Origin of the sequence: Phaeobacter sp. CAU 1743, from assembly GCF_039839315.1 — a bacterium.
GTDB classification, from domain to species: domain Bacteria; phylum Pseudomonadota; class Alphaproteobacteria; order Rhodobacterales; family Rhodobacteraceae; genus Phycobacter; species Phycobacter gallaeciensis_A.
This window is the reverse complement of record NZ_JBDOQR010000034.1, coordinates 25,627-46,372: the sequence shown is the minus strand read 5'-3', so window position 1 is coordinate 46,372 and position 20,746 is coordinate 25,627. Positions and strand designations below refer to the sequence as shown.

The following is a 20,746-nucleotide window of genomic DNA, read 5'->3' as shown; positions in this document are numbered from 1 at the left end:
CATTCGCGCCCCTGAAGGATTTGTTCAGTGCACCGTCACCGGCGACAGGTCATTCTGGCGGGCCAGAACAAAGGCCATGCGGCGGTCTGCCACCAGCGCCAGCTGTTCGCCTTCGGCGTCGTGCACCGCGTAAAGCTGCTTGTGACCCTTGGCACCGGCCTGCACATCCTCGGGCAGGTCCGCAACATCAACCGCCTTGACGTAGACGATCCGCTTGCCGGTTTCGTTGAAATCAAATGGTGTATGCATGTCTCTTACCCCTTTCGAATATTGATGGTCTGAACCACGGTTTCCGGGCGGGCACGGGTCAGGTCCACGTGCAGCAGACCATTCTCCATCAGCGCCTCGCCCACTTCGACCCCGTCGGCCAGCACGAACATGCGCTGGAACTGACGCGCGGCGATGCCCCGGTGCAGGAAGACGCGGCCATCGCTGTCGTCGCGCTGACGGCCACGGATGACCAACTGGCGGTCCTCGACGGTGATGGAAAGATCCTCTTCGGCAAACCCGGCCACGGCCAGGGTAATGCGGTAGGAATGATCCGAGGTCTGTTCGATATTATAAGGGGGATACCCCTCGTTGCCGGATTTGGCCGAGCGTTCCAGAAGGCGTTCAAGCTGCTCAAACCCCAGCATATGCGGGTAAGAGCCCAAGGTAAGTTTCGACACGTGTTACGTCCTTTGTTCGAAAGCGACGGATAGTCTTGCGGCCCCAACAGGCGACCGCTCTTACAGAATATGGTAAGTTCTTTTGATTACTCAAGAGCGTGGACGCATAGGCCTAGCCGAAAAGCCGTTAACGAAGTATCTTGAACCCCGCATCTTTCACCAGCCTCCGAGTCGCCAATGAACGCCCCTACCGATATCTCGATGAAGACCGACGAAGTCCTCAAGGTTGAGCTTGAGGTGTTCCGTAGGCAGCACCGGGATCTGGACGAGGCGATCACCGCCCTGCAGGAACGCGGCACCGCAGATCAGCTGACCATCCGGCGGCTGAAAAAGCAGAAACTGGGCCTCAAAGACAAGATCGCCCTGATCGAAGATCGGCTGACACCGGATATCATCGCCTGACCCCGCTGCGGGCTGCCTGACACTTTGTAACGGCCCCGCCGTCCGGTGAATTCCTCCCCCCCTGACGCCACGGAGCTGCGCCCAAGCAATAGCTGGTCAACCGAACAATCACTCCCGCGCTTTTTGCAGGTTGGCAGCGATGCTGCCGCAGGCAAACTCCTTGGGCCCAGAAGCGCATGGGCGCGCTGCGGTCACGCAAACCGGTAGCCTGGGCCCCCGGGCGTTTCCGCGCCGACACAGCCTTATTTTGCCCGCATTGCCGCATTGCACCATGCGCGTCTTCGACTATAGTGCGCGCTCCTTCCACCCCAGCAGGCCCCATGCAGGCCTGCGGCATGACAGGACCGGATCACATGCCTGAAACCACCGCTGACATCAAAGTGGGCATCATCATGGGCAGCCAGTCAGACTGGCCCACCCTGAAAGAGGCCGCCACGATTCTGGATGAACTGGGCGTGCCCTACGAGGCAAAAATCGTGTCGGCGCACCGCACCCCTGACCGGCTGTGGACCTATGGCAAGAGCGCGGCAGAACGCGGTTTGCAGGTCATCATCGCCGGCGCTGGTGGCGCGGCGCATCTTCCCGGCATGGTTGCCTCGAAAACCCGCGTTCCGGTGGTAGGCGTCCCAGTGCAGACGCGGGCGCTGTCGGGTGTGGATTCGCTTTATTCGATCGTGCAGATGCCCAAGGGGTTTCCCGTCGCCACCATGGCCATCGGCGCCGCCGGTGCTGCGAATGCCGGGTTGATGGCCGCTGGCATCCTCGCCCTGCAGGATCCCGCGCTTGCCACCCGTCTGGACGACTGGCGCGCAGCCCTTTCTGCCTCGATCCCGGAGGAACCCGTCGATGACTGATCCTTTGCAGCCCGGCGCAACAATCGGAATTCTCGGCGGCGGTCAGCTGGGGCGCATGCTGTCAGTTGCGGCCTCCCGCCTTGGCTTCAAGACGCATATTTTTGAACCCGGCGCCAACCCGCCGGCAGGCGATGTAGCCCACAGGGTCACCACCGCACCTTATGAGGATGAGGCCGCGCTGGCCGCCTTTGCCGCCTCGGTGGATGTGATCACTTATGAGTTCGAAAACATCCCCACTGCGGCGCTGGATGTGCTGGAGCAGCACCGCCCGATCCGCCCCGGGCGCGAAGCCCTGCGTGTGTCGCAGGATCGGCTGACGGAAAAGGCCTTCCTGCAGGATCTAGGCCTGCAAACCGCCCCCTTTGCCGACATCCCAGATCAGGCCGCACTGGATGCGGCGCTGGCAGAGATCGGCGCGCCCGCGATCCTGAAGACGCGGCGCTTTGGCTATGATGGCAAGGGGCAGGCGCGGATCATGGCCGCAGAGGACGCCGCCCCCGCGCTGGCCTCGCTGGCCGGTGCGCCAGCCATTCTCGAAGGATTTGTCAATTTCACACATGAAGCCTCGGTGATTGCCGCGCGCAGCCCTAGCGGAGAGGTCGCCTGCTTCGATCCCGGCGAGAACGTGCACCGCGACGGCATCCTGCACACCACTACCGTGCCTGCCCGCCTCAGCCAGAGCCAGCGCATGGATGCGGTGCTGATGGCGGCGAAAATCCTGAACGCGCTCGATTATGTCGGCGTCATGGGGGTCGAGCTCTTCGTCACCCCCAAAGGGCTGGTGATCAACGAGATCGCGCCGCGCGTCCACAACTCCGGTCACTGGACCCAGAACGGCTGCGCGGTGGATCAGTTCGAACAGCACATCCGCGCAGTGGTCGGCTGGCCGCTGGGCGACGGTCAGCGGCACAGCGATGTGGTGATGGAGAACCTGATTGGCGATGACGTTACCCGTATCCCCGATCTGGCGCGGGAACCCGATTGCGCCCTGCATCTCTATGGCAAGGCCGACGCCAAACCCGGGCGCAAGATGGGCCATATCAACCGGGTCATAAGCGCGCAGAAATAACACTTCGCCAGCCGCACGCATCCGAAATTCGCCAATGGCGGGTTTCGGGCGCAGCACCGAGGGCCCGCCAGCCGGGCGTGAGAGGCTGCGCTCCCCCCCTACCCGTTTGAAGGTTAGCCTAGAAAGCGCGCTGCGATCTCGCCGCTCATATAGCTGATGCGCCCGCCCGACAGGGTGGCCGCGACCCGCTGGCTGTCCTTCTCAAGGATCACCACATCGGCGCGCTTACCCGGCGCCAGCTGTCCGCGATCCTCCAGCCCCAGAACTTCGGCAGGGCCCTTTGACACCAGATCCCAGGCCACTGCCAGATCCAGCAGCCCGCTACGGGCCAGCATCAGCGCAGCGCGGCGCGGGCTGGGATAGTGATAGTCCGAGGCAATCGCATCACACAGCCCCATCGCAATCAGCTCCACCGCAGACACATTGCCCTTATGCGAGCCACCCCGCACCACGTTTGGGGAGCCCAGAATGATATGATCGCCCCCGGCCCGTGCCGCCTCTGCCGCTTCTAATGTTTCCGGAAATTCGCTGATCCGCACACCGCGATCCCGCCATTCGGCCCGCATGGCCGCGTTTTGGTCATCATGGCTTCCAAGACGCACGCCCATAGCGCCAAGTTCGGCGCAGATTGCATCCAGAGCAGCAGGCACCTCATCCGATCTGGCGTGCATATCCTGCAGCATCTGCCAGTGGACCTCCGGGTTGCGCCCCGCCTTCAGCGCCTGCCCCACAAGCCGGGGCGGCTTCTTTCCCGCTGCCAGCCGACCATGCGGCAGGTGATCATTGAAAACAACATAGCCCACTCCGGCCGCCGCAATACGCTGAGGCAGGCCCGCGTAGTCATCCAGCAAATGAGTCTCGAACCGCAGCTGTGGTAGGATATCCGTCACTACCCGGTCCCGCACAGCAGTGATCGCAGCAAAGACCTGGTCGGCATAGTCCGGCGCGCGCAGCCCGCCTTCCCAGCTGTGGAACTGCGCCAGAACCGCCGTGGTGATACCGTTGGCTGCCAATTCTGCCTCGGCAGCGATGACGCCCTCGTCCATCTGCTTCATCGCGCCGCGCCGGGGGGCAAGATGGCGTTCGAACCCGTCGCCGTGCAGGTCGATGATGCCCGGCAGTACCAGATAACCAGACAGATCCACCGCGCGACCGGCGCGATCCGCGACGATTGCCCCCTCCGCGAGTGAGAGTTCCGCGCCCGGCACCAGCCCCTCAGGCAGCAGCACATCGGCGCCCTGCAGCGTCAGTTCAAGTGTCATCAGCTCCCGGCTCCTTTGCCGCCTTGTCGGTACACGCGCCCTCATCGCACAGGCCGTCGGGCAGGCCAAGCACCGCATCAAGCCAGGTGATCTCGGGATCGAACCGGCCATGCTCCAGAAAATGTAGCGCCTGGGCGATGACCAGAGGATTGTTCATCATAAATGTATGGGTGACCGGCAGTACGATGTGATCGGCCATCCCTTCGAGCCGGGTGCTTTGAACCGAAACCTTGCCATCGTCCTGACCGGGAATGAGACTGGACCACACCGGGTTGAGCGAGCGGTTCCCCGCTATAATCCCCAAGGGGAAATCCGCAGGCGGCAGCCGGTTCGGCAGGCTCTCCGGCCCGGTGCCCAGCTGCAAACCCGCCGGTCCGTGCAGCAGGCCAAACACCTCCCAGTCGCCCAGTTCGTCCACCAGTTCGCTACCATGGTTCGGAGGCGCTAGCATGACAACGCGGCCCAGATTTTCCGGTCGGTTGTCCTGCAGCCATTGCCGCACCAGAATGCCGCCCATCGAATGGGTAATCAGATGCACCGGCTGTTCGCCGCAGGCCGCAAAGGCATCAGGCAGCGTCTGTTCGGCCAGCACGGCCACAGGTTCCTCGGTCGAAGGATAGCCCGGGCTCTGCACGGTGATGCCGCGCCCCTCCAGAACCTGTTCCATCACCGAGAAGGACGATTCCGTGCGAGCCAGCCCGTGCAGCAGGATGGCGCAATCCGCCAGAGCGGGCAGAGGCAGCAACAGGGACAGCGCTGCAAGAACAGGGGACAGAAGACGTTTCATGCAGATCAGATAGACATGCACCGCGCCAGCGAAAAGCCCCTATCGCGCGCGCGGTGCGCTCCAGATCACCAGGGCGATCCCGCCAAGGACAGCACAGGTTCCCAGCGCCAGCCGCAGCCCCACCGGTTCGGCCAGAAACACAAAGCCCCCCAGAATGGCAATGATCGGCACGCTCAGCTGGATGGTTGCCGCGACCGCAGGCTGCAATTCGGGCAAGACGCGGTACCAAAGCGCATAGCCCATCCCCGAGGTGACAGCCCCGGATATCACCGCCAGCAGGATACCTTCGGGCGAGGCATGAAGCGATGCCGCCGCAAACAGCATGAAAGGCAGCATCATCAGGGTTGCGACCACAAAATTCATCGCGCTGGCCCGCAAAGGATCGCCCGCGCCACGCCCAAGCAGGGTATAGGCCGCCCAGCCCAGACCGCTGAGCGTCATCAGCGCAGCAGCCCCCGGCGGCACCTGCACCGGGCCGCTGGGCCAGACCACATAGGCGAGACCCGCAAACGCCACCAAGGCCCCCAATACCTGACCAGCCGTTGTCCGACTGCCACGCAGCGCGCCCCAGCCGAACATGGAAATCTGCACCACGCCAAACAGGACCAGCGCGCCAAGACCAGCATCAAGCCCCTGATAAGCGAGACAAAATCCAATCATATAGAGGGTCAGAGCCGCCCCGCCCAGCAGGGCGTCTTTCCATGCTGCAACCGGCGTCTCCCCCGCCCTGTTGCTTCGTGACCGGGCCGCTTGCAGCGCGACCAGAAGCACCAGGGCTACGGCGCCAGAAGCAAGGCGCAGCAGGCCAAATCCCATCGCATCCATATAGCCCCAGCCGATGGCCATGCGGCCCAGAACCGAATTCGCCGCAAAGGCAATCAGGACGAGCAGAACCAGAACAACGAGTTTCATCACCGGCCTCCGTTTCAGGCCGGAATGACCCGCCTATCAGTTCAGAATACGCAGGTCGGTATCACCGTATCCGCAGGTGTAGCAACAGTCATTGCATCTTTGTGAATTGTTGAGACCGACGCCCCAATACTTGTTGCTGTCGCCGCGCACCCAGGCGCCATAGCAGATCGTCTCGCCGGTCTCACAGCTGAGGCTATATTCGCGCACATCGTAGTCGTCGACGATATAGACCTGACCGTCTCCGGGCCAGGCACGGCGATAGTCCTGACTGTAGAATTCCAGACTTACGATATGCGGATAATCGCTGCGGATCGTCCATTTCAGACTGTCCGCCTTTGCTGCCTCGACAGCTCCAAAAGTGGCAGCAACAACCGCCAGCAGTGCCAATCCCTTCATCACGTCCCCCAGTGCACAATTTTTTTGAACGGGTTCAGCGTACGGGACAACTTCGAAGAAAATCAAAATATTTCGGTAATGGCGCAGGTCTGGAGCGAAAAACAGGCAAGGAGGCACGCTCTCTCCCAAGAAAAGAAAAAGGGGCCGCCCGAAGGCGACCCCCAAAATCATCCGGTTGGATGGCGTGACTTACATCATGCCGCCCATGCCGCCCATGCCGCCCATGTCGGGCATGCCGCCGCCAGCTGCGCCATCTTTCGACGGCTTGTCAGCAACCATGGCTTCGGTGGTGATCAGCAGGCCTGCGATCGAGGCTGCGTCTTCCAGCGCGGTACGGGTCACTTTGGCCGGGTCGATCACGCCGAAGGAGAACATGTCGCCATATTCTTCGGTCTGAGCGTTGAAGCCGAAGTTCTTGTCGGAGCTTTCGCGGACCTTACCGGCCACAACCGCACCGTCGACACCTGCGTTCTCGGCGATCTGGCGCAGCGGCGCTTCGATAGCCTTGCGCACGATCACGATACCGGCGTTCTGGTCGGAGTTTGCACCTTCCAGACCTTCCAGTGCCTTGCCGGCCTGAACCAGAGCAACACCGCCACCGACGATCACGCCTTCCTGCACGGCTGCGCGGGTCGCGTTCAGAGCATCATCCACACGGTCTTTGCGCTCTTTCACTTCGACTTCGGTCATGCCGCCGACGCGGATCACAGCAACACCGCCTGCCAGTTTGGCAACGCGCTCTTGCAGCTTCTCACGGTCGTAGTCCGAGGTGGTTTCTTCGATCTGGGTGCGGATCTGAGCAACGCGTGCTTCGATCTCGGCCTTCTCGCCTGCACCGTCGACGATGGTGGTCTCGTCTTTGGTGATCTCGACTTTCTTGGCGGTGCCCAGCATGTCCATGGTCACGGACTCGAGCTTCATGCCCAGATCTTCGGAGATGACCTGACCACCGGTCAGGATCGCGATGTCCTGCAGCATAGCCTTGCGGCGGTCGCCGAAGCCCGGTGCCTTGACAGCTGCAATTTTCAGGCCGCCGCGCAGTTTGTTGACAACCAGAGTTGCCAGCGCTTCGCCTTCAACGTCTTCCGCGATGATCAGCAGCGGTTTCTGCGATTGGATGACCTGCTCCAGCAGCGGAACCATCGGCTGCAGGGAGGAGAGTTTCTTCTCGTGCAGCAGGATCATGCAGTCGTCGAGATCTGCGATCATCTTGTCCGGGTTGGTGACAAAGTAGGGCGACAGGTAGCCACGGTCGAACTGCATGCCTTCGACCACGTCTGTCTCGGTTTCCATGCCTTTGTTTTCTTCGACGGTGATGACGCCTTCGTTGCCGACTTTCTGCATCGCGTCTGCGATCTGCTGGCCGATTTCGGCTTCGCCGTTCGCGGAGATGGTGCCAACCTGAGCGACTTCAGCGGAGTCGTTCACCGGGCGAGCCATTTCTTTGATGCCTTCAACGACTTTGGCGGTTGCCATGTCGATGCCGCGCTTCAGGTCCATCGGGTTCAGACCAGCAGCAACCTGCTTCAGGCCTTCGCGCACGATCGCCTGGGCCAGGACGGTTGCGGTGGTGGTGCCGTCACCGGCTTCGTCGTTGGTGCGGGAAGCAACTTCCTTCACCATCTGGGCGCCCATGTTTTCGAACTTGTCTTCCAGTTCGATTTCCTTGGCAACCGAAACACCGTCTTTGGTGATGCGCGGTGCGCCAAAGGATTTGTCCAGAACCACGTTGCGGCCTTTGGGGCCCAGGGTCACTTTGACAGCATCAGCGAGAACGTTCACGCCGTTCAGCATCTTGTTGCGGGCATCGGTGTCGAATTTGACGTCCTTAGCAGCCATATCTGTTTCTCCTCGAGAAAATCTTTTGTTGTCAGCGATAAAAGGGGATCAGAGAAGCCGGTGGGCTTACTCGATGATGCCCATGATGTCGCTTTCTTTCATCATCAGCAGCTCTTCGCCATCGACGGTAACTTCTGTGCCGGACCACTTGCCGAACAGGATGTTGTCGCCGGCTTTGACGGCCATTGCGATCAGCTCGCCGCTGTCTTTGCGGGCGCCTTCGCCGGTGGCGACAACAACGCCTTCGGAGGGCTTTTCCTTGGCGCTATCGGGGATGATCAGCCCGCCAGCGGTTTTCTCTTCGCTTTCGGTGCGGCGCACCAGCACACGGTCATGAAGCGGTTTCAATGCCATCTTTGCAGCTCCTTAATAGGCTCAAAGGTTGTTGTATCTGGTCTGCCCCTGCTCCCCGCAGAGGCGTTATCACTCACACCAGGTGAGTGCTAACGGAGCAATAGCTAGGCAGCGGCCTGCGCCGAGTCAACAGGTTTGATGCAAGAAAATTGACCCATCCGGCGTGGAAAATCAGACTGCCGCAACGCAGCAATCTGAAGGAGCCCTGCGGACCTGTTCAAGAAAGGCTGTGATCCCAGTCTGCTAACCCGCTGCGCCCCTGTTCACTAAGCTCGTAGATGCCCTTCTCGACCTTGGTGAACCAGCCATAATGATTGTCCCGCATCAGCGTTGTGGCCCGCCCAACGCCGGTTGTACGCGCTACCTCAGCCCCCTTGCAGGCACCGTGCTGCGCCAGATGCGCGGCACAGACCAGGGCATCCTGCCGATAGGCGGTGACGATTCCGTGGCGGGTGGCGCCACCGGAATTCGGATCCCCGCGCAGCCGGTCGAACTCCCGCAGCAGGCGCTGTTTGCGGACCTTGGATTTGCGCGATGCATAGGGGCCGGGATCGCATTGCACTTCGGCCCGGCCATCAGCCAAAACAGTGATCAATCCAAGGCCAAGACGCCGACATAAGGACAGGTTGTCCTTCAGCATCCGCCGCGCCTGTTTACCCTTTGGTTTTGGCACCGCGATATAGACCAGATCCGTCACGGCCTGCCGGGACACGGCCTGATGGAACAGCGACAGGGAAAACCGCAGCTTCAGCTCGACGATCACCGGATCCTCACCCCCACGCCGCGCCACCACATCGGCGGCACCGACCTCTCCCTTCACTTCATAGCCCTGCCGTTCCAGCAGCGCCTTGATGGGGGGATACAGCTGTTCTTCTTTTTCCATGCCCGCAGCATAACCAGCGATGACAGCAAGAAAAACCACAGAAGCAAGATCGCGTCCTGCTTGTCGTGCGTGCCGCCCGCCCATAGCATGAGGGCCACAGACAAAAGGACATACCATGCGCGCCTTCCTCCTTCTTTTCCTCTGCCTTCTGCCCGGTGGGGTGTTTGCGGCCTGCGGCGGCAACGACCTTCGCCTGACGCTGAGCCCGGCCGAGCGCGAACAGATCCAGGCCGACCTCGCCGATGTGCCCTTCAAGGAAGGAAACCACTGGATTGCGACCAAAGGCACCCGCCGGGTGCATGTGATTGGCACAATGCATCTCAATGATCCCCGTATGGAGAAGATCACCAAAGATCTGAGACCACTGATCACCGGCGCCGACACGCTACTGCTTGAAGCGACGAGCGCAGACCAGGCCGCCATGCAGAAACAGATGGGGAAAACCCCATCCCTGTATCTGATCACCGAAGGCCCCTCCCTGATCGACCGCATGGGAGAAGAGGACTGGGCGCTGCTCTCTGAACGCAGCGCGGCGCGTGGCATTCCGCCGTGGATGGCCGCCAAGATGCGCCCCTGGTTTCTGTCACTGTCGCTTTCCCTGCCGCCGTGCCTCAAACAGAAGGAGCAAATCAAAGACGGCATGGACCGGCGCCTGGAGATGCTGGCGCATGAAAACGGTGTTGCGACGGCATCACTCGAAGATCCGCTGACGGTGATCGAAACGCTGAACCTGCACCCGCTGGACGAACAGGTCCGGCAGATGCGCGCCACATTATCGATGTACGGAAACGGCAGTCCCGATGATTACCATACCATGGCGGAAAGCTATTTCGACGAAGAAGCCCGGTATTACCTCGCCCTGGCCAAGCAGCGTTTTAAAGCCGACACCAAGCTGCCCGCCGCTGAGGCCGAGGCTCTCTGGGATGAGGCGATGCAACTCCTGATCCGCGAGCGCAACCACAACTGGGTCCCGGTGATCGAGGCTGCCGATGGCGACCGCATCGTCGTTGCCGTCGGGGCGCTGCATCTTCCGGGACTGGATGGCGTGCTGAACCTGCTGGCCAAACAGGGGTATCATCTGCAACGCGCCGCGTTCTGACACCTGACTGTCGTACCGTGCGTTCAGGTGATACGGTTTCCTGTGCGACCTTTCGCCCAAAACCGTGTCCCCGGCGCCTCCTGCATGGCCGCCCCGCAACAGCTGCAACGCTGGCGGGGTGACAAACCTCCCTGCCCTGTTATAAGGCGCGCAAAATCGCCCGCTATGTAATAGGACTGCATCATGACCACGCTTGTTTTCGGCCACAAGTCTCCCGACACTGATTCCACCGGCTCCCCCATCGTCTGGGCCTGGTACCTGAACGAGATCAAAGGCATCGACGCCGCGCCCAAACTGCTGGGTGAACCCAACACCGAAGCCGCCTTCATGCTGCAGCGCTGGGGCCTCGAGAAGCCCGAGATCATCGCGGACGTGGCTGATGATCAGGCCGTTGTCATCGTGGACACCAACAACCCGGCCGAACTGCCCGCCAACATCAACGGCGCCGACGTTCAGGCCATCATCGACCACCACAAGCTGGTTGGCGGTCTGGAAACCAAAGGTCCGATCGGCATCACCATCCGTCCGTTGGCCTGCACCGCGACCATCATGCACGACCTGATCGGCGATGACATGGCGAAGATGCCCGAAGCCATCAAAGGCGCCGCGCTGACCTGCATCCTGTCCGACACGCTGGAGTTCCGCTCGCCCACCACCACCGATCACGACCGCGCCGTCGCCGAAAAACTGGCCGCTGATCTGGGCATCAACATTGCCGACTACGCAGCCGAGATGTTCGCCGCGAAATCCGATGTGTCCTCCTTCTCCGATGCCGAGCTGATCCGCATGGACTCCAAGGAATACGAAGTCGACGGCACCAAGTTCCGCGTCTCGGTTCTGGAAACCACCGCGCCGGGCGTCGTTCTGGACCGCAAGGCCAGCCTGATGGACAGCATGACCACCGTCGCCAGCGAAGACGGCGTGGATCAGGTACTGCTGTTCGTTGTCGACATCCTGAACGAAGAAGCCACCCTGCTGGTGCCGAACGATCTGGTCAAAACCGTCGCCAAGAAAAGCTTTGACGCAGATGCGACAGGCGACACCGTCGTTCTGCCCGGCGTGATGAGCCGCAAGAAGCAGATCATCCCGAACCTCAAGGTCTGAGTTCGAGCACATTTTCTTATGAAAAGGCGCCCCTTGGGGCGCCTTTTTTCTTAACTCGGCAATCCATCGAAACAATGCACACCGTCGGGAACGTGGTGGAATGCCTGTTTCTCGGCCAGGTACAGCGCTACTTTCGGGCCGCCGAACCGGGCCGGATCGTCAAGCGTTCCGATTTTCACAATCACCGCCTCCAGACCGTCGCGGTGGTTGGCCACATGCGTGCCGCAGCTTTCGCAGAAATCGCGCGTCACCATCGCATCGGCTGCATCACGCCGGAACTGTCTCGGGGTCCCTTGGATGTAACTGAACCCCTGTTTCGGCATCACCATGAACAAATTCGGCGCGCCGCCCGAACGGTGCTGACAAGACCGGCAGTGACATTGCCCCTTCATCAACGGTCTGCCTTCTACCTGGTAGCGTAGCGTACCGCAGAAACACCCACCTTCCATTTTCATCACGTCTCTCCTTTTGGCTTTGCCACAAGATGGACAGGGGCACGTCGACATCATAGTGTCGTATTTGACATCTTTCAGGCCAAATTGGACAAATGCCCACTATCGACACCATCATCCTTTGCCCCGATCCCTGCCAGCGCTCCAGTCTCGCGATCTCGGGCGACATGCTGGAGGCGGCCAACCGGGTTGCCCGTATGAACGGAAAGCCCCCCTATTTCACGGTCAGGCAACTCACTCCGAGTCAGGCACTTGCACCGGATGCTTCGGCGCAGCTTGTGATTCTGCCGGGGATGGGTCTTGCGACCGAACGCGAGGTGCGTGAGACGACACAAACCGTCCAGTTCGTCACGCTAACTGACGCGCTGGTCAAACTGGCCGCGCCCGGAACGATCATTGCCGGGTCCTGTTCGGGCTGTTTTGCTTTGGGGCAGGCAGGGTTGCTGGACGGTCGGGTGGCCACGACAACATGGTGGCTGGCCCCTTTGCTGAAGACCATGTACCCAAGGGTCCGATTGAACAGCCGTGACATTGTAGTGGAGGATGGCCTACTGGTCACCGCCGGGGCTGCATTCTCCCACATCGACCTGTTGTTGCACCTGATCGAACGCTATGCCGGTTTCGCCGTTGCCGAAGACTGTCGTCGTTTCATGATGGCTGATAGCCGCCCCAGCCAGTTGCCTTATCTTTCGGTTGCCACTTTGCTGTCCGCAGCGCCCGATCTGCAGCAGGCCGAACTCTTCTTACGTCGCAACATCAGGCGACAGGTGAGCATTGCCGAACTGGCGGCGGCCTGCGGCATGTCTCCGCGCACCTTTTCCCGGCACCTGCAACGCGTTACCGCGATGACCCCGACAGCCTTTGTTCAGACCCTAAGGGTCACGGAAGCAATCCGTTTGCTCCGAACCCGTGGCCTGACCGCCGATGAGATCGCAGCTCGTGTGGGTTATGCTGATGCAACCGCGCTACGCCGCGCAATGCGGAAAAGAACCGGTCGAACCCTCGACAGTTTTCGGGAGGAACAATACCCGTAACCACGGCGCGGTAGATTGACCAGCGGCGCCAGGCGCCACTGGTCCAATAGGTTCAGCCGCGACCACCGCCATGGCCACCACCGTGTCCGCCACCATTGCCAGCGCCACCGCCATTTCCTCCGCCACCATTTCCGGCTCCCCCGCCGCCATTTCCGGCGCCACCTTGACCACCACCGCCGTTGCCGCCGCCATGGCCACCGCCGCCATTTCCGGCACCGCCCGCATCGGCGCTTTGACCGCCACCGTACCCTGGCCAGTGTCACTGCCCGCGGTGCCCAGCTTGCCATGCGCGCTCCGGGTCATGACGCCGTTCATCTCATCCTCGCCGGGGGTGTCTTCGGAAACCGCCTGATTTTCATCGTGATACTGGGACAGGACCTCGTCATCCTCTTCCGCCCAGGGGTTTGCATGCGATGCGAGCACCGGATGGGTCGATGCCACAAGGACGGCCACGGCCATTGCCGGTGCAAGTCGTTGAGTGAAGGTTTTGTATGTCATTGCTATGCCTTTTCAGATCACTTGTCGTGTTCGCACGCACACACATTGTGTTTTTAGAATGTTTAATAAACCCCTACCCGCCCATATCTTGCTCCGCCTAGGCGAAGACTCGCCACCAGATCCTGTCTTGCGCCGAATCCCGCCGCACCGGGCACGGGGAATTCAAGCTGGCGTGGGGATGGGAACTCGGGCATATCTGGCGCCGTATTGCCGCGCCCGCAGGTTCACAGAGGAAAGGACCCGATCATGACCCGCATCATCGAAACGCTTGCCGAGGTTTCCGATCCGTACCGGGCGCTGTTCGTGGACCTTTGGGGCTGTGTGCACAACGGCATCACCGCCTACCCCGAAGCCGTTGCCGCCCTTCAGGCCTACCGCCAGCGCGGCGGCATTGTGGTACTGCTCACCAACTCTCCGAAACCGCGGGCCGGTGTGGCTGAGCAGCTGGCGCAATTCGGCGTGCCACAGGACGCCTATGACACCATCGCGACATCCGGCGACTCCGCGCGGGCCGCGATGTTCACCGGGGCCGTTGGGGAGAAGGTCTATTTCATGGGGGAATGGCAACGCGATGCGGGGTTCTTTGAACCTCTGCATGTGATCGACGCACCTGTCGAAATCACCCGCGTCCCGCTGCAGGAAGCAACCGGCATCGTCTGCTGTGGCCCCTTTGATCCGATGGCCGACCCCGACGTCAACCGGGCTGATTTCCTTTATGCCAAGCAGAAAGGCATGAAACTTCTCTGTGCCAATCCGGATATCGTGGTGGACCGAGGCGAAACCCGGGAATGGTGCGCCGGGGCGCTGGCGCGGCTTTACACGGAAATGGGCGGTGAGAGCCTGTATTTCGGCAAGCCGCATCCGCCGATCTACGACCTGGCCCGCCGTCGCCTGGCGGAGCTGGGAAAGGACATTGCCGATGGCGACATTCTGGCCATCGGGGACGGCCCGCACACCGATGTTTCGGGCGCCATGGGGGAAGGAATTGATTCCCTCTTCATCTCGGGCGGGCTTGCGGCATCGGAAACCAAAACGTCGCACCAGCCAGAGCCAGAGGCGCTAACTGCATACCTGGCCAAGGAAAACAGCGCGCCGACCTTTACCATCGGTCGCCTGCGCTAGATCAGAAAAGCCTTGATTTTCTGCAACTGCAAAGTAATAAAGTTGCAGAACAGGGCGCCCATGCGTCCAAAAATTTCAAAGGCATCTACGCGAGCCAGTCAACCCGGAGGGGCGCATGTTGGATAACCTGCCACGCGGAACCATCTGCATCGAAGACATTGAAATGGGCATGGTCCGCTACCTGCGGAAGGTGGTGACGGATGAGGATATCCAGAAATTCGCCGATGTCTCGACCGACCATAACCCGGTGCATATGGATGACGATTATGCCCGCGACACCATCTTTGAAGGCCGTATTGCCCATGGGATGCTGACCGCCGGTCTGATTTCCGCCGTCATCGGGGAGCAGCTGCCCGGCCATGGCACCATCTACATGAGCCAATCACTCAAATTCCTCGCCCCTGTGCGCCCCGGCGACATGGTGCTGGCCGAGGTCGAAGTGACCGACATCCAGATCGACAAACGCCAGGTCAAACTCGATTGCCGCTGCATGGTCGATGGCAAGAAGGTTCTGGTCGGCGAAGCCATGGTGATGGCGCCCTCGCGCAAGTTCGACTGACCAGGCACGGCCCAGTCCGCAACGGCAGCACATCGCGCGCTTGCAAGCCCCGCCACAGGGCGCTAGGCAGGCGCCATGCGCATCATCCGTGACTATCAGTTTGTAGAAGAGCGGGATCGCGGCGCCTCTGCCGCGATCGGGAATTTCGACGGCGTTCACCGCGGTCACCGCTCGGTCATCGATCTGGCCCGCAAGGCGGCGCCGGAGGCTCCTCTGGGCGTGGTCACATTTGAACCGCATCCGCGCGAATTCTTTGCCCCCGCCGCGCCGCCCTTTCGCCTGATGTCCGCCGCCGCGCGCGCATCGCGGCTGGAAAAACTCGGCGTGGACAAGCTCTATCAGCTGAATTTCAACGCCGCCCTGTCCGGGCTGACCCCGGAAGATTTTGCCAGCAAGGTACTGGCCGAAGGTCTGGGTCTGAAACACGTGGTGGTGGGCGCCGATTTCTGTTTCGGCAAGGGGCGCGCCGGCACCGCCGAGGATCTGATCCGCTTTGGGCAGGATCTGGGCTTTGGCGTCACCATCGCGCCGCTGATGGAGTATTCCGAACATACCGTCTCCTCGACCGCGATCCGCCAGGCGCTGAGCGATGGCCGCCCTCGCGACGCCGCGGCGATGCTGGGGCACTGGCACCGCATCGAAGGCACCGTGATCGGCGGCGAACAACGCGGCCGCGATCTGGGCTTCCCCACTGCAAACATGTCCATTGATGGGCTGCACCCACCCGCATTCGGCGTCTATGCGGTGCTGGTCGATGTGCTGGATGGCCCGCACAAGGGCAGCTACCACGGCGCCGCTTCGGTCGGGGTGCGCCCAATGTTCGATGGCGATCATCCCAACATCGAAACCTTCCTGTTCGACTTCACCGGTGATCTTTATGGAGCGACCTTGTCGGTCGGTCTGGTGGAGTACCTGCGCCCCGAAATGACCTTTGACGGGCTGGAGGGGCTGATCGCGCAGATGGACGCCGATTGCGCCAAGGCCCGCGACATACTGGCAAACGCATGAAACGATCTGGTATTGAACGCTCCGGCCTGACCCCGCGCTTTTGGGAGAAAAAGCCGCTCGATAAGCTGTCTCAGAAGGAGTGGGAGGCGCTCTGCGATGGTTGCGGCAAATGCTGTCTCAACAAGCTGGAAGACGAAGACACCGGTGAAGTCGCCCTCACCCGCGTGGCCTGCCGCCTGCTGGACGATCAGACCTGCCGCTGCGCCCATTACGAGAACCGCCACCAGTTCATTCCCGAATGTATCGTGCTGAAGCCGGACAATCTGGACACCCACGCCTATTGGATGCCGCAAACCTGCGCCTATCGCCTGTTGTGGGAGGGCAAACCGCTGCCCGCATGGCACCCGCTGGAAACCGGCAGCCCGCACAGCGTGCATGAGGCAGGCGTATCCGTACAGGGCATGACCGTTTCCGAATTCGACACCCCCGAAGAAGACTGGGAAGACCATATCATCGAGGAGCCCATCTGATGTTTTTCGCCTCTGACAATTCCGGCCCTGTGCATCCCGAGGTTCTGGAGGCGTTGACAGAGGCAAACATGGGCTATGCCATGGGCTATGGCGCCGATGCTCAAATGGAGGCGGTGCGCCACCGCCTGCGCGATATCTTCGAAGCTCCCGAGGCAGCGATCTATCTTGTCGCCACCGGCACCGCCGCCAACTCCCTTGCGCTGGCAACGCTATCGCAGCCCTTTCAGACGATCTTTTGCAGCCCCGTGGCCCATATCCACGAGGATGAATGCAACGCCCCGGAATTCTATACCGGTGGCGCCAAGCTGACGCTGGTGCCGGGCGGCGACAAGATGAGTGCCGAGGCCCTGCGCCAGAGCATCGCGGGTGAGGAAGTGCGCGGCGTGCACGGACCGCAACGCGGCCCGGTCTCCATCACACAAGTCACCGAACGCGGATCTGTCTATACCACCGATGCACTCTCCGCCCTCTGCGCCGTGGCCAAGGACTATGACCTGCCGGTGCATCTGGATGGCGCGCGTTTCACCAACGCGCTGGTGTCGCTGAAATGCTCGCCTGCGGACATGACCTGGAAAGCGGGGATCGATGTGGTCTCCTTCGGCGGCACCAAGAACGGGCTGATGGGCGTCGAAGCGGTGATTTTCTTTGATCCCAAACACGCCTGGGAATTCGAACTGCGCCGCAAACGCGGGGCGCATCTGTTCTCCAAACACCGCTATCTGTCGGCGCAGATGCTGGCCTATCTGCGCGATGATCTCTGGCTATCCAGCGCGCAGGCTGCCAATGATTCCTGCGCCTTCCTGGCAGACGGGTTGCAGGCCGCAGGCGCCACGCTGGAGATGCCGCAGGCCAATATGGTCTTTGCCGCCCTGCCCCGCGCCACTCACCAGCGGTTGCTGGATGCAGGCGCGGTCTATCACCTGTGGGATGGCCCGCTGGATGGTCCCGGGGATGAAATGGTCACCGCACGTTTCGTCTGCGACTGGTCGATCAGTCGGGACGAGATCACAGCCTTTTTGAACCTTCTGTAATCTGACCTGCGCCTCAGGCGCCCTGCCCTGTCAGCGCCGAAGCCAGCCGATCTGCCGCCCCTGCGGCAAAGCTGGTCCGCCTGTGGGCAATCCCCATCCGGCGGCGCACATCCTTGGCGTCGCGCAGCGGGCGCACCACGATCCGCCGTGAAGCACGGCCATGGGACATCGGCACCAGCGCCACACCCAGCCCGGCAGCGACCAGATCCAGCAGTTGGGCATCGTGCATGGCCTTGGCCGCAACAGGCAGAGCCTTTTCCGGGTCAGGATCCTGCAGAACCCCGCCGAACAGATCTGCCGAGGGGCAATAGGGACGCGCAATCATGGACACCTCAGCCAGATCCGCGAGGCTCAGTTCGGCCTCCCGGCTCAGCGCGTGCCCGACAGGCAGGGCTACGCCATAGCCTTCTTCCCACAAAAATAGGAACGGCATGCCCTGCGGCGCGCAGTCTTCGGCGCAAAGCACCACATCGGCAAGTGCCGCATCGTCAGTGAACTGCAGCACCGCGCCCTCCGCATCCCGGGTGATTGCCCGTAGCCCCTGTTCAAAGGGCGAAGTCAGCACATCCGCAAAGCAATAGAGACGCAGCACGGGCCGCACCCGACGGGCCAGCCGATCCTCCATCTGGTTGAGGCTGTTCAACACCACCCCTGCCATCTGGTACAGCTCACGCCCCAGATCCGTCGGCACCAGCCCCGCAGCACCCCTGTGAAACAACGGCCCCCCGTAATGCGCCTCCAACCGGGCAATGGCGGCAGAGACCGACGGCTGGCGCACCTCGTTCAGCCGCGCCGCCGCGCTGAAGGTTCCGGTTTCATAAGCGGAGCGAAAGTACCTGAGTGGCGCAAGATCATTCATAGGCATCAGCTATACCATGGATAGCCGATCCAGCAATTACCTATAGGCCTACGGTCTGCCAGAAAGACCCCACTCGTTACATCAGCAAGAAAGTGGAGCTTACCATGAACATCCACACGGGCACCCCTACATCAAATGATCATTCTCAGGGCCCTGTGATTGATCAGGTCCTTCGCCTGTTCGAGGCTGCAGATCCGGAAATCATCGGACTTCTGGCCGAGGACATCGATTTCCGCATCGATCACTACAAGGATGAGGCCGACACCAGCTGGCAGCAGGCAAATGGCGTGAGTGAGCTTGGCGGCCTGCTGGCCCGACTGGGAACAGAGGTCTTCCCCAAGGGCACGCGTATTCTTGACCTCTCCACCACGCCGCTCGGCAATGGCTGGGCGATGACGCGTTTTGAGCAAGAGTTCTTCTACGGCGTGCGGGACGGTATGGTGCGCAGCCTCACCTATATAACCTCTCACGAGGAGGCCGGTAAGCTCGATTTCTTCAGAGAGACCGTCACCACAATCACCACATTGTGATGGATAGCGGGAGGCCTTAGCGGCCTTCCGGCGCCATTTCCCGGTCCATTTCAGTCCAAAAGGTGCGAATCGTGGCTGCGGTTTCGGCTGGATGGGTGATCGACACCATGTGCCCGGCGCCCGCGATCACCCCAGATCGGGCGTTGGGCAGACGGCGCAGCAGACCCTCATTGACCACGCCGATGATAGGGTTGGTTTCACTGCCGCGCAGCAGCAGGATCGGCAGATCGAGCGCCTCAAGAACACCCGGCGCCAGAACCCCCGGCCGGTCCTGATAGACCGCCGCGTCACAGGCCGGAACGATATGGATGGCCCGCGTCATCGCTGCGCGGGTGGTCTCGGGCAGTTCCGGCCAGCGCGGCGCGCCCGAGCTCCAGCTGCGGTTGAACAGCCGTGCCGCCAGCGCCTCGTCCCCGGCTTCATAAGCGTCCAGGAAGGGCCTGTTCTCCTCCTGAACTCGGGCGCTCATTTCCGGATTATCCTCCAGCGCGACCCGGAACAGAACCGGCTCTATCAGGGTCAGGCTGCGCACCTGTTCCGGCCGGGCCAGCGCCATACGCAGCGCCACTGTGGCGCCAAAGGAATGACCGATCAGATCGATCGGCTGGCCCTTTGGCATCAGCGACAGGCCTGCCGCCGTGTTACGATCCTGATAGTCACCCTGCCGGTCCCAATCCGGGCTGCGACCATGGGACAGCATGTCAAAGGCCGTGATGGTCACGGCCCCTTCCAGTGCCTCGCACAGACCGCGCCAGGTCCCGGAATGCGCCAGCGAGCAGTGCACCGCCAGCATCTGGCGGGCGCCCTCCCCGAAACTGCGGGAGAATACCGGTTGTGGCAGGTCGTGCGGCAGATCTTTCATCCAGGGCTTACTCCGACAGGTGCCGGTCCAGATCATCCAGCCGGTCCTGGCCCCAGAACTTGGCGCCATCACCGGTGACATAGAAGGGTGCACCGAAAACACCAGCGGAAACCGCGTCTTCAAGGTTCTGACCGTACGTCTCAGCGCCCGCCAAAAGGCCACTGTCTGCCAAAGAGGCATCAAACCCCGCCGCCGTCAGGCACTCGCGGATCACGGCATCCTCGGCGATGTCCTTTTCCTCGGCCCAGCAGGCGCGCAGAATGCTCTGCACCAGGGCGCCCAGATCACCGCCCCCTGCGTTCTGCGCTGCGATGATCGCATAGGAGGACGGCGCAGCATTGGTGGGCCAATGTGCGGGCTTCAGGTTGATCGGCAGGTCAAGCTTCTTGGCCTGACGCTCCATCTCGATCAGGCGGTATTCCTGACGGGCCGGATGCCGGTCCTTCGGGGCGGTTCCACCGGTCCGCGGGAAAAGTGCCTGAATATCGAACGGTTTGTACGTAATTTGTGCATCATGCGCGGCGGCAAGCTGCTCGAGCCTGTTTCCCGCAAGATATGTGTAAGGGGACAGGGTCGAGAAGTAGAAATCAATGGTTGCCATGTCGCTTTTCTCCGGCTTTGAACTAGGCTGGAACCTAGGCGCATGCTAAGCGAGGTTCAATATCACGAATCTGACACATTGCTGTTGCTGC

At 61.5% G+C, this 20,746-nt stretch carries 26 protein-coding genes; 12 read left to right on the top strand and 14 right to left on the bottom strand.

Annotation, left to right across the window (positions count from 1 at the left end):
- Positions 1–24 precede the first annotated feature (24 nt).
- Together AAFO90_RS14235 and AAFO90_RS14230 are read right to left on the bottom strand one after the other, a co-directional pair.
- Complete coding sequence (locus tag AAFO90_RS14235; protein ID WP_274830142.1) at positions 25–249, bottom strand: DUF1150 family protein; 225 nt, start codon at positions 247–249, stop codon at positions 25–27.
- A 5-nt stretch (positions 250–254) separates the two neighbouring features.
- Positions 255–668, bottom strand: a complete 414-nt coding sequence (locus tag AAFO90_RS14230; RefSeq protein WP_197492324.1) for an Hsp20 family protein — start codon at positions 666–668, stop codon at positions 255–257.
- A 177-nt stretch (positions 669–845) separates the two neighbouring features.
- On the opposite strand from AAFO90_RS14230, the gene AAFO90_RS14225 reads away from it, so the two are divergent.
- From AAFO90_RS14225 to AAFO90_RS14215, 3 genes are all read left to right on the top strand, one after another.
- Entirely contained in the window at positions 846–1,070 is a 225-nt protein-coding gene (locus AAFO90_RS14225; protein WP_347509793.1) for a DUF465 domain-containing protein, read from the top strand.
- A gap of 353 nt (positions 1,071–1,423) precedes the next feature.
- On the top strand, positions 1,424–1,924 hold the full coding sequence (purE, locus tag AAFO90_RS14220) for a 5-(carboxyamino)imidazole ribonucleotide mutase (protein ID WP_065273762.1): 501 nt from the start codon (positions 1,424–1,426) through the stop codon (positions 1,922–1,924).
- Positions 1,917–2,993 carry a 5-(carboxyamino)imidazole ribonucleotide synthase gene (locus AAFO90_RS14215; protein ID WP_347509792.1) on the top strand — a complete coding sequence of 359 codons (1,077 nt, stop codon included), beginning with the start codon at positions 1,917–1,919 and terminating at the stop codon, positions 2,991–2,993. The genes purE and AAFO90_RS14215 overlap by 8 nt, the downstream gene beginning before the upstream one ends.
- Positions 2,994–3,106: 113 nt before the next feature.
- Here AAFO90_RS14215 and AAFO90_RS14210 read toward each other — a convergent pair whose 3' ends face one another.
- From AAFO90_RS14210 to AAFO90_RS14180, 7 genes are all read right to left on the bottom strand, one after another.
- Positions 3,107–4,258, bottom strand: coding sequence for an alpha-D-ribose 1-methylphosphonate 5-triphosphate diphosphatase (locus AAFO90_RS14210; protein WP_347509799.1), 1,152 nt, complete (start codon positions 4,256–4,258; stop codon positions 3,107–3,109).
- Entirely contained in the window at positions 4,245–5,042 is a 798-nt protein-coding gene (locus AAFO90_RS14205) for an alpha/beta fold hydrolase (protein ID WP_347509791.1), read from the bottom strand. The genes AAFO90_RS14210 and AAFO90_RS14205 overlap by 14 nt, the downstream gene beginning before the upstream one ends.
- Positions 5,043–5,081: 39 nt before the next feature.
- On the bottom strand, positions 5,082–5,954 hold the full coding sequence (locus AAFO90_RS14200; protein WP_347509790.1) for a DMT family transporter: 873 nt from the start codon (positions 5,952–5,954) through the stop codon (positions 5,082–5,084).
- 36 nt (positions 5,955–5,990) lie between these two features.
- On the bottom strand, positions 5,991–6,350 hold the full coding sequence (locus tag AAFO90_RS14195; RefSeq protein WP_274830147.1) for a hypothetical protein: 360 nt from the start codon (positions 6,348–6,350) through the stop codon (positions 5,991–5,993).
- Between the two features lie 189 nt (positions 6,351–6,539).
- Positions 6,540–8,189 carry a chaperonin GroEL gene (gene groL / locus AAFO90_RS14190; RefSeq protein ID WP_065272892.1) on the bottom strand — a complete coding sequence of 550 codons (1,650 nt, stop codon included), beginning with the start codon at positions 8,187–8,189 and terminating at the stop codon, positions 6,540–6,542.
- A 66-nt stretch (positions 8,190–8,255) separates the two neighbouring features.
- Positions 8,256–8,543, bottom strand: a complete 288-nt coding sequence (locus tag AAFO90_RS14185; protein WP_065272891.1) for a co-chaperone GroES — start codon at positions 8,541–8,543, stop codon at positions 8,256–8,258.
- Between the two features lie 217 nt (positions 8,544–8,760).
- Positions 8,761–9,426: a DUF2161 family putative PD-(D/E)XK-type phosphodiesterase gene (locus AAFO90_RS14180; protein ID WP_347509798.1), complete on the bottom strand. Its 666-nt coding sequence runs from the start codon at positions 9,424–9,426 to the stop codon at positions 8,761–8,763.
- 115 nt (positions 9,427–9,541) lie between these two features.
- On the opposite strand from AAFO90_RS14180, the gene AAFO90_RS14175 reads away from it, so the two are divergent.
- On the top strand, positions 9,542–10,525 hold the full coding sequence (locus AAFO90_RS14175) for a TraB/GumN family protein (protein ID WP_347509789.1): 984 nt from the start codon (positions 9,542–9,544) through the stop codon (positions 10,523–10,525).
- A gap of 183 nt (positions 10,526–10,708) precedes the next feature.
- Complete coding sequence (locus AAFO90_RS14170) at positions 10,709–11,629, top strand: manganese-dependent inorganic pyrophosphatase (RefSeq protein WP_347509788.1); 921 nt, start codon at positions 10,709–10,711, stop codon at positions 11,627–11,629.
- A 50-nt stretch (positions 11,630–11,679) separates the two neighbouring features.
- Here AAFO90_RS14170 and AAFO90_RS14165 read toward each other — a convergent pair whose 3' ends face one another.
- Positions 11,680–12,084, bottom strand: a complete 405-nt coding sequence (locus AAFO90_RS14165) for a GFA family protein (RefSeq protein ID WP_347509787.1) — start codon at positions 12,082–12,084, stop codon at positions 11,680–11,682.
- A 92-nt stretch (positions 12,085–12,176) separates the two neighbouring features.
- Here AAFO90_RS14165 and AAFO90_RS14160 point away from each other — a divergent pair, with 92 nt between their 5' ends.
- Positions 12,177–13,115, top strand: a complete 939-nt coding sequence (locus AAFO90_RS14160; protein ID WP_347509786.1) for a helix-turn-helix domain-containing protein — start codon at positions 12,177–12,179, stop codon at positions 13,113–13,115.
- Here the strand turns inward: AAFO90_RS14160 and AAFO90_RS14155 are convergent.
- Entirely contained in the window at positions 13,047–13,613 is a 567-nt protein-coding gene (locus AAFO90_RS14155) for a hypothetical protein (protein ID WP_347509785.1), read from the bottom strand. The two genes, AAFO90_RS14160 and AAFO90_RS14155, sit on opposite strands and share 69 nt — an antisense overlap.
- A gap of 246 nt (positions 13,614–13,859) precedes the next feature.
- On the opposite strand from AAFO90_RS14155, the gene AAFO90_RS14150 reads away from it, so the two are divergent.
- The 5 genes from AAFO90_RS14150 to AAFO90_RS14130 all read left to right on the top strand — a co-directional run bounded on the left by AAFO90_RS14150 (position 13,860) and on the right by AAFO90_RS14130 (position 17,803).
- Positions 13,860–14,735, top strand: a complete 876-nt coding sequence (locus AAFO90_RS14150) for a TIGR01459 family HAD-type hydrolase (protein WP_347509784.1) — start codon at positions 13,860–13,862, stop codon at positions 14,733–14,735.
- A 115-nt stretch (positions 14,736–14,850) separates the two neighbouring features.
- Entirely contained in the window at positions 14,851–15,294 is a 444-nt protein-coding gene (locus tag AAFO90_RS14145; RefSeq protein WP_347509783.1) for a MaoC family dehydratase, read from the top strand.
- A gap of 75 nt (positions 15,295–15,369) precedes the next feature.
- Positions 15,370–16,302, top strand: coding sequence for a bifunctional riboflavin kinase/FAD synthetase (locus tag AAFO90_RS14140; RefSeq protein WP_347509782.1), 933 nt, complete (start codon positions 15,370–15,372; stop codon positions 16,300–16,302).
- A complete protein-coding gene (locus AAFO90_RS14135; RefSeq protein ID WP_274830156.1) occupies positions 16,299–16,772 on the top strand; it encodes a YcgN family cysteine cluster protein in 474 nt (157 codons plus the stop codon). Before AAFO90_RS14140 ends, AAFO90_RS14135 begins: the two co-directional genes overlap by 4 nt.
- A complete protein-coding gene (locus AAFO90_RS14130) occupies positions 16,772–17,803 on the top strand; it encodes a beta-eliminating lyase-related protein (protein WP_347509781.1) in 1,032 nt (343 codons plus the stop codon). Before AAFO90_RS14135 ends, AAFO90_RS14130 begins: the two co-directional genes overlap by 1 nt.
- Before the next feature lie 13 nt (positions 17,804–17,816).
- Here the strand turns inward: AAFO90_RS14130 and AAFO90_RS14125 are convergent, their stop codons facing one another.
- Positions 17,817–18,668, bottom strand: coding sequence for a LysR family transcriptional regulator (locus tag AAFO90_RS14125; RefSeq protein ID WP_347509780.1), 852 nt, complete (start codon positions 18,666–18,668; stop codon positions 17,817–17,819).
- A 98-nt stretch (positions 18,669–18,766) separates the two neighbouring features.
- On the opposite strand from AAFO90_RS14125, the gene AAFO90_RS14120 reads away from it, so the two are divergent.
- Positions 18,767–19,192, top strand: coding sequence for a hypothetical protein (locus AAFO90_RS14120; protein ID WP_347509779.1), 426 nt, complete (start codon positions 18,767–18,769; stop codon positions 19,190–19,192).
- 16 nt (positions 19,193–19,208) lie between these two features.
- Here AAFO90_RS14120 and AAFO90_RS14115 read toward each other — a convergent pair whose 3' ends face one another.
- Positions 19,209–20,054: an alpha/beta hydrolase gene (locus AAFO90_RS14115; RefSeq protein WP_347509778.1), complete on the bottom strand. Its 846-nt coding sequence runs from the start codon at positions 20,052–20,054 to the stop codon at positions 19,209–19,211.
- A gap of 7 nt (positions 20,055–20,061) precedes the next feature.
- On the bottom strand, positions 20,062–20,655 hold the full coding sequence (locus AAFO90_RS14110) for a 2-hydroxychromene-2-carboxylate isomerase (protein ID WP_274837806.1): 594 nt from the start codon (positions 20,653–20,655) through the stop codon (positions 20,062–20,064).
- Positions 20,656–20,746: the final 91 nt, after the last annotated feature.